At 65.4% G+C, this 7,394-nt stretch carries 5 protein-coding genes and 1 pseudogene; 1 reads left to right on the forward strand and 5 read right to left on the reverse strand.

Features of this window, described 5'->3' with window-relative positions; all coding sequences use genetic code 11:
* Positions 1–326: 326 nt before the first annotated feature.
* The 3 genes and pseudogenes from A5906_RS45205 to A5906_RS28290 all read right to left on the reverse strand — a co-directional run.
* The coding region (locus tag A5906_RS45205; RefSeq protein ID WP_245326949.1) for a glycosyltransferase at positions 327–1,978 on the reverse strand (1,652 nt) is incomplete at its 5' end.
* Between the two features lies 1 nt (position 1,979).
* Positions 1,980–2,998 (reverse strand): annotated as a pseudogene (locus A5906_RS45210) (glycoside hydrolase family 17 protein); the annotation flags it as partial.
* A gap of 217 nt (positions 2,999–3,215) precedes the next feature.
* Positions 3,216–3,812, reverse strand: a complete 597-nt coding sequence (locus tag A5906_RS28290) for a beta-1-3, beta-1-6-glucan biosynthesis protein (protein ID WP_080138508.1) — start codon at positions 3,810–3,812, stop codon at positions 3,216–3,218.
* Positions 3,813–4,033: 221 nt separating this feature from the next.
* Here A5906_RS28290 and A5906_RS28295 point away from each other — a divergent pair, with 221 nt between their 5' ends.
* A complete protein-coding gene (locus A5906_RS28295) occupies positions 4,034–5,698 on the forward strand; it encodes a glycoside hydrolase family 17 protein (RefSeq protein WP_136615572.1) in 1,665 nt (554 codons plus the stop codon).
* Here A5906_RS28295 and A5906_RS28300 read toward each other — a convergent pair.
* Complete coding sequence (locus A5906_RS28300; protein ID WP_080138510.1) at positions 5,658–6,038, reverse strand: hypothetical protein; 381 nt, start codon at positions 6,036–6,038, stop codon at positions 5,658–5,660. The genes A5906_RS28295 and A5906_RS28300 overlap by 41 nt on opposite strands.
* 149 nt (positions 6,039–6,187) lie before the next feature.
* Positions 6,188–7,394: hypothetical protein (locus tag A5906_RS28305; protein ID WP_245326950.1), on the reverse strand; the 1,207-nt coding region annotated here is incomplete at its 5' end.

Consider the following 7,394-nt stretch of genomic DNA (forward strand, 5'->3'; position numbering starts at 1 on the left):
TGACCGCTGATGGCTAAGATAAAGAGATCGCCATCGTCTTCGGACATTCGAGAAGCATGTCTTGCCGCTGCGCTCAAGCTTGCGTCGCGGGGAAAACCGGCTGTTTCCGGATCATGCCTTCGGCCCGCGCTGTGTAGGGGGAGTGGCTGCGGAGGTCAATAGCGCGGGTGGCTGCCGAAACTCGCGGCAGGGGTGGGGATTTGCTTGGGATGTCGGCAGCTTAGGCCGGAATTTTCAACTCGATTGGCGGACCGTCATCCACGCCGAACTGCCGTATGGGGCGGCGCTGGCGCGGGGCTCGCCCGCGCCGCGACGTCTTGGGTCCGTCAGTTCGCCTCGCGCCGAACCTCGTTCGGCACCGGCTGCGGCGTTCCCGCCCGGGTAGGCAGGGCGACCGGGCGCAGGCCGATCAGCTCGGCGGTGCGGATCGCGCTGTCGCGCCAGAACTGGAACGAGTTGATGCGGCTGAGCTCGAGGATGGCGATGGCGACGGCCGCCAGGAACGGCAGGCTCTGCAGCACCAGCACGCCGGCGAAAATGTAGATCTCGGTGATCTGCCGGAAGCTGTTGGAGGCAACCAGCACGCCGGCGCCGACCAGGAGCAGGATGCCGATCACGGCCTCCCAAAACGCCTGGAACTCGATCGACATCCTGCTGAGGCCGCCCTTGGACGTGCGCGCGAACGCGATGTGCTCCGTGATGAGGCCCTGCGCCACCGCGCGCGACACCGTCCACTGCACGCTCATCGCCGCGATCATGGCGCCCAGCATCTGGCCGGGCTTGATCGCGACGCGGGCGCGGTACATCGACAGGAAGTGCACCAGCGAGACGATGAAGGCGCCGATGATCGGCAGCGTCAGGATCTTGTCGGGAATGGCGATGTCGGCAAAGGCGACGATCGGCACCCAGACAAGGTTGAGCAGCGCCACGACCACGCCGAGGCTTTCGGCGCCCAGCCAGTTCAGCCAGCCGAGGCCGTATTCGCGCTTCTGGTCGGAGGTCAGCCGGCTCGCGCCCGGCAGGAAGCGGCGCCAGTGCTTCTTGACGATCTGGAGCCCGCCATAGGCCCAGCGGTGACGCTGCTTCTTGAAGGCCTCGTAGGTGTCCGGCAACAGGCCTGCGCCGTAACGGGTGTTGGTATAGTGCGTGACCCAGCCGAGTTCCTGGATCGCAAGGCCGAGATCGGAATCCTCGCAGATGGTGTCGCTTGACCAGCCGCCGGCCATGTCCATCGCGGCGCGGCGGATCAGGCACATCGTGCCGTGCACGATGACGGCGTTGAGTTCGTTGCGCTGGACCATGCCGATGTCGAAGAAGCCGGCATATTCGCCGTTCATGATGTAGTGCATGATCGACAAATCGCCGTCGCGATGCTCCTGCGGCGCCTGCACGAGGCCGACGCGCGGGTCGGCGAAGGCCGGCACGAGGTCCTTCAGCCAGTCGGGCTCGACGACATAGTCGGCGTCGAGAATGCCGATGATCTCGGCGTCGACGGCGGTGCGGTCCATCGCAATGCGCAGCGCGCCGGCTTTAAAACCCTGCACCTTCTCGGCGTTGATGAACTTGAAGCGTTCACCAAGCGCGCGGCAATGGTCCTGGATCGGCTGCCAGAAGGCGGGATCGGGCGTGTTATTGATGATGACGACGCATTCGTAGTTCGGATAGTTCAGCCGCGACAGCGCATCGAGCGTCTGCTTCAGCATGTCGACAGGCTCGAAATAGGCCGGGATATGGATCGAGACCTTCGGATAGTAGTTCTCCGGCACGTTCTCGACCGGCTTGCCCCTGGCGAGCAGCCGCTGCGGCGGCCGGCCGAAGGCGACGGCAGCGATCTCGTCGATGCGTGCCATCGCGATCAGCACCAGCGGAACAAGCAGGATCATGCCGAGCGTCAGCGCGAACGCCGAGCCGAAGATGAAATAGTGCCCGTTCCAGAAGGCGAACACCGTCGCAGCCCAGGCGCCGACGCCATTGGCGGNGTGGCCGACAGCAGGAACGCCTGCTTGGCGGTCGGCTGCTCAAGCCGCAGGATCGGCAGCGACAGGAGGATGCCGACGAGGAGCGCGATCGTCATCAGCTTCCAGTAATCAGGATTCTCCACCGGGCCGGTCCAGGCGAATTTCGGTTCGCGGCTGGCGTCGAGGATGCCCCAATATGGACCGACGCCGCCTTCGAAGAATTTCCAGGGCTGATCGATGGCCTCGACGATGTTGTATTCCATGCCGATGGCTTCGGCGCGGCTGACGAAGTTGCGCAGGGTCAGAGCCTGCTGGAACGGACCGGGGTCGGCGTTGCGCAAATTGTAGCCCTGGCTCGGCCAGCCGAACTCGGCGATCACGATGCGCTTGCCGGGGAACAGATTGCGCAGCAGGTTGTAGCGGTCGACGGCCTGGTCGACCGCCTGGTCCGAGCGGAAGTTTTCCCAGTAGGGCAGCACGTGGGCGGCAATGAAGTCGACGTTGGAGGCAAGGTCGGGATTGTCGCGCCAGATGTTCCAGATCTCGCCGGTCGTGACGGGCACGCGCACCGAGCCCTTCACCTTCTTGATCATATCGATGAGGTCTTCGACCTTCTGCTCGCCGCGGTAGATCACTTCGTTGCCGACCACGACTCCCACGACATTGCTGTTCTTGCGGGCAAGCTCGATCGCCGCCTTGATCTCGCGCTCGTTGCGGTCCTTGTCCTTGTCGATCCAGGCGCCGACGGTGACCTTGAGGCCGAACTCGGCCGCGATCGGCGGCACCAGTTCCACGCCGCCCGTGGACGAATAGAGGCGGATCGCGCGCGTCATGGTCGACAGCGTCTTCAGGTCGGCGCGGATTTTCTCGACGCTCGGGATGTTGTCGATGTCGGGATGGGCCGAGCCTTCGAAGGGCGCATAGGAAACGCTGGGGAGCAGGCCCCTGAAATCGGGAGCGGGTTCCTTGTCGCGCAGGATTCCCCACAGCCCAGCGTGAAGCGCGGACACGAGCAACAGAACGGCGGCGACAACGCGCATCGCGGCTAAACCAAAAGGGGCTGAGGTGGCAGGGAAGCGGATCCGACCCCGAGATCCGACCGAGTCCGCGGCAAATGGAGCATACCTCTGCCGCGCGGTTTCACAACTGTCATTGGCTCATGTCCTTATGAGGGCATGGGCTTTTCGAACGACGCGTGGCAGTGCCAACCGCGTCTATGGCCGATCGTTCCTGAACGGAGGCTGAAGCGACCGGCGGCTATTTCTGGGGCGCCGGCGTCGGGCTTGCCGCAGGCGAGGGGCTCGCGGCGGGCTGAGGGGGCGGCGCGTTGCCGGTGGTCGGCGCTGCCGGCTGGGACGCGGCCGCCGCCGCCTGCTGCGGCTGGGAGGCCGGGTTAATCCAGCAGGCGTGCACACGACTGTCCAAGGTCTCGGCGACCTTGGGATCGATCTGGCCGCCAAAGCGAGTCAGGCAGCGGAAAGCCGCCTGGATGTGGCCGCCGGGGCAGCCGAACCGGTCATAGAGGTCGAGATGGCGGAACGCGGTATCAAGGTCATCCCGCCACATCAGCCGCACCACTCGCCGGCCGAGCCAGACGCATTCAGGGTTGCCGGCCGGGCCGTTGATGACCTGGGCGGCTTCGGCGAATTCGTCGGTGCGGCGCTGGTTCTGGGCGGCGTCCTTGGCCGCGGCGTCGGCAGGCTGGGCCGCAGCCTTGCCCTGGTCGGGGGCGGGCGTCCCGCTCTGGGCGGAGGCACTATTAAGGCCGGCCAGACCAAGAAGGGTGGAGACGGCCAAGGTGGCGGCGAACTGCCGCAGGACCGCATTTCGTGACTGACGCACCCGTTGCCGCATGAATTCCCCAATTTCTCCACTGACCGCCCGCGTCAGGATCCCGCGGACGCGTCGTGATGGCGTCCAAATGGGTCTCCAATGCGGCGGAAAATTCCCGCCGAGTCCCATGACCTGTATTTCGAATTTTGTCCAGCAAAGTCACGATCCTAGGGCTCTGGCGAACGGCCGCAGGTAAATTCCTTGGGGGCGTGGCGGATCCGCTCCGGGTGCCCCCTTGGCAGATGGCGTGCGAGCAGGTAATCGACGGCACCTCGCGGAGGACGGAACCGATTTCTCTTCGTACGCCACTGGCGCTTCTGCTCGTTTCACTGGGTGCGATCGCTGCCGTGTGGTGGTGGCTGGCCACGCCAATCACGCTCGCGCGCGCCCCGATCGATCCCGCCGACAAGGTTCAGTGCGTCTCCTATGCGCCGTTCCGCGGCGAGCAGTCGCCGCTGAACGCATGGACCCATATCGAGGCCGACCAGATCGAGCAGGACCTGCGCCAGCTCAAGGAGATCACCGACTGCGTTCGCACCTATTCCATGGAGAATGGGCTCGACCAGGTTCCGGCGATTGCCGCCAAGGTCGGCGGGCTGAAGGTGCTTCAAGGCATCTGGCTCTCCAGCAACCGCACCAAGAATTTCGAGCAGGCCGCGCTCGCCGTCCGTCTCACCAAGGACTTCCCCAACGTCATCACCGCGGTCATTGTCGGCAACGAGGTGCTGCTGCGCGGCGAAATGACGACCGCTGACCTCGTCTCCATCATCCGCTCGGTGAAGGCGCAGGTCAGCGTGCCCGTCACCTATGCCGATGTCTGGGAGTTCTGGCTGAAGAACCGCGAGGTCTATGACGCCGTCGATTTCGTCACCATCCACATCCTGCCTTATTGGGAGGACTTCCCGGTCAAGGCGAAGTTCGCAGCCGCCCATGTCGAGGCGATCCGCGAGCGGATGGCCGTGGCGTTTCCCGGCAAGGAGATCCTGATCGGCGAAACCGGCTGGCCGAGCGCGGGGCGCATGCGCGAGGGCGCGTTGCCGTCACGCACCAACCAGGCGCGCGTCGTCTCGGAAATCCTGAGCCTGGCAAAGGCAAACAAGTTTCGCGTCAACCTGATCGAGTCGTACGACCAGCCCTGGAAGCGCAAGCTGGAAGGCACCGTGGGCGGCTATTGGGGCCTTTACGATTCCGTGCGCCGGAATCTGAAATATCCGCCCGGGCAGCCGATCAGCAATTTCCCGTACTGGAAATGGTACATGGGCGCGGGCATGGGCCTGTGCGTGCTGGTGTTCGCGGTGGCGCTGATCACGCTGCGCCGGCGGCCATGGACGCCGCGCTTCTCGGCCTGGCTCGGTGTCGCGATCTCGGCGACCTCGGCGGGCATCCTGCTCGGGATCGGCGCCGACAAGATGTACTATGAGAGCTATGGCATTGGCGGCTGGCTGCATTGGGGTGCGCTACTGCTTGCCGGCATCCTGTCACCGGTCTTCTGCGCGCAGGCGATGGTGATCGGCCGCAGCCTGCCGACCTTCCTCGATCTGCTCGGCCCGCGCGAGGGCCGCAAATGGTCAAAGCTCACCGCCGTGCTCGGTCTGACGTTGGCGGTGACCGCGGTGATCGCAGCGCAGACCGCACTCGGCTTCGTGTTCGACCCGCGCTACCACGACTTCCCCTACGCCTCGCTGACGATGGCGGTGGTGCCGTTCGCATTGCTGATGTTGAACCGGCCGCAGATCGGCCAGCGTCCGATCGCTGAAGCGGTGTTCGCCGGCGTGCTGACGCTGTCGGCGATCTACGTGCTGTTCAACGAGGGACGCGACAATTGGCAGTCGCTGTGGACCTGCGCGATCTATCTGCTGTTCGCGCTCACGCTGTGGCGGGCGCGGGCCGAGCAAACCCAAGAATGAACAGGCCGATCGCAAGGCCCGACAGCACCACGTTGTAAAGCACGATGCCGAGGCCGGCGGCGATGATGCCGACGGTCAGAAGCACGATCGACGGCCGCATCAGGTTGAGCGTCGCCACCACCAGCGCGACGATGCCGAACACCGAATTCTTGAACAGCACGGTCGACACCGCGCGCGCCTTGCAGATCAGCGTCTGCAGGCCGGCGTCGCAGGCAAGCCCGACGGTCGAGAGCTCGATGCCGAGATAGCGCAGGTAAAGCGCATAGCCGACGGATGCGAAGCCGACGACGATCAGGAACTGCACCTGGTAGGGCGTGAGGCGGAAGGGCTTTTTTGTCATGGCCGCAATATGGTCGGGATGGCGGAAGGGAGCAACAGGGCAGTCCGAGGTTTTTGGCAGGTCTGCCTGAGAAAATCTGGAACGGAATCACAGCGCGAATGTGTTGCCGAACGCCAGCGCTTCGACTTTCTGCTTCCTAAGAGGGAAGTCTACCGTCTGAAGAACGACGTCAGCGTCGATCCCGCCGACGCCGTCTCCGGCTTGGCCGGCGCGGGCTGCGGCGGCGGGGCGGGTGCGGGTTCTTCGCGCTTCGACGAGCGCTTTGAGGAGTAGCTGCGGCGGCGCTTGTCTGGCTTCTCGGGTTTTGCGACGGGGGCGGTCTCGGCTTGCGGTGCCGCGTCCTGGTTCTTCTCGGAACTCTTCTCCTGAACCCGGTCCTGGGACTTTTCTTGTCCCTTCTCCGAGCCGCCCCGCATCGACAGTCGCTGGCCGTCGAACACAGTGGTCTCGCAGTGGCGGTCGTTTTCGGACAGGCCCGCACAGAGCTTTGCGGCGGCGGCGGCGTTGATCAGCGGACCGGCGCCCAGGCGCAACTGCATGCCGAGGCCGCTCGTGCCTTCCTTGATCATGATGATCGGCCGCAGCGCTGCGACTTCCGGATTGGATTTGGTCACGCCGCGCCAAAGCGCGCGCAAACCGTCGATCGAGTTGGCGCCGCCGAGGTCGATCGCAAAGCGCGTCTGCTGGACCGCAATGGCTGGCGCTTCGCTTTCAACCGCTTCCGGCGGCTTGGCTGCGGCGACCTCGGTCGGGGCAGGCGCCACTTCGGGCTTCTTCTCGACCGCCTTCTCTGTAGCCTCGGGCTGAACCAGCCTGGATGCGGCGGGATCAGGCGGCGCCATGATCGATTTGGACGGCACCAGCGGAAGCATCGGCAGCGCCGAGGTCGTTGTCGGCGCCTGCGAGACTAGCGAGGCGGCGGCCGCGCTCTGCGGCGGCGGATTTGCCGGCTCCTTTGCTGGGTCCTTTGCGGGCTCCTTCGTCTGATCCTTGGCGGGGGTGCGCGGCTTGTCGCCCGATGGCGCCGGCACCGAGGCGACCGGTCCGACGCTGGGCGCGGCCGCCGCGGGCTGTGCGTCAGGCGCCGGCGTGTCCTGCGGCTTCGCACTCTGTTTGGCGATGGCGCCGGTGACGAAATCGAGCCCCTGCTCCAGCACGGTGACGCGCGAATAGAGTCGGTCGCGATCGGTGTTCAGCGTCTCGATGGCGGCGGCGAGGCGGCGGGCCTCGTTCTGGCTTTCTCTGGTCAGCAGCTGCAACCGGTCGGCCTGGCGTGCGAGATCGGCCGAGGCCACCTGGTCACGGCGCCAGCCGAGCTGGGCCTGGTTGGCCATCACAGCAACGACGACGGCGCCG

Origin of the sequence: Bradyrhizobium sacchari (genome assembly GCF_002068095.1) — a bacterium.
In the GTDB taxonomy this organism is placed as follows: Bacteria; Pseudomonadota; Alphaproteobacteria; order Rhizobiales; family Xanthobacteraceae; genus Bradyrhizobium; species Bradyrhizobium sacchari.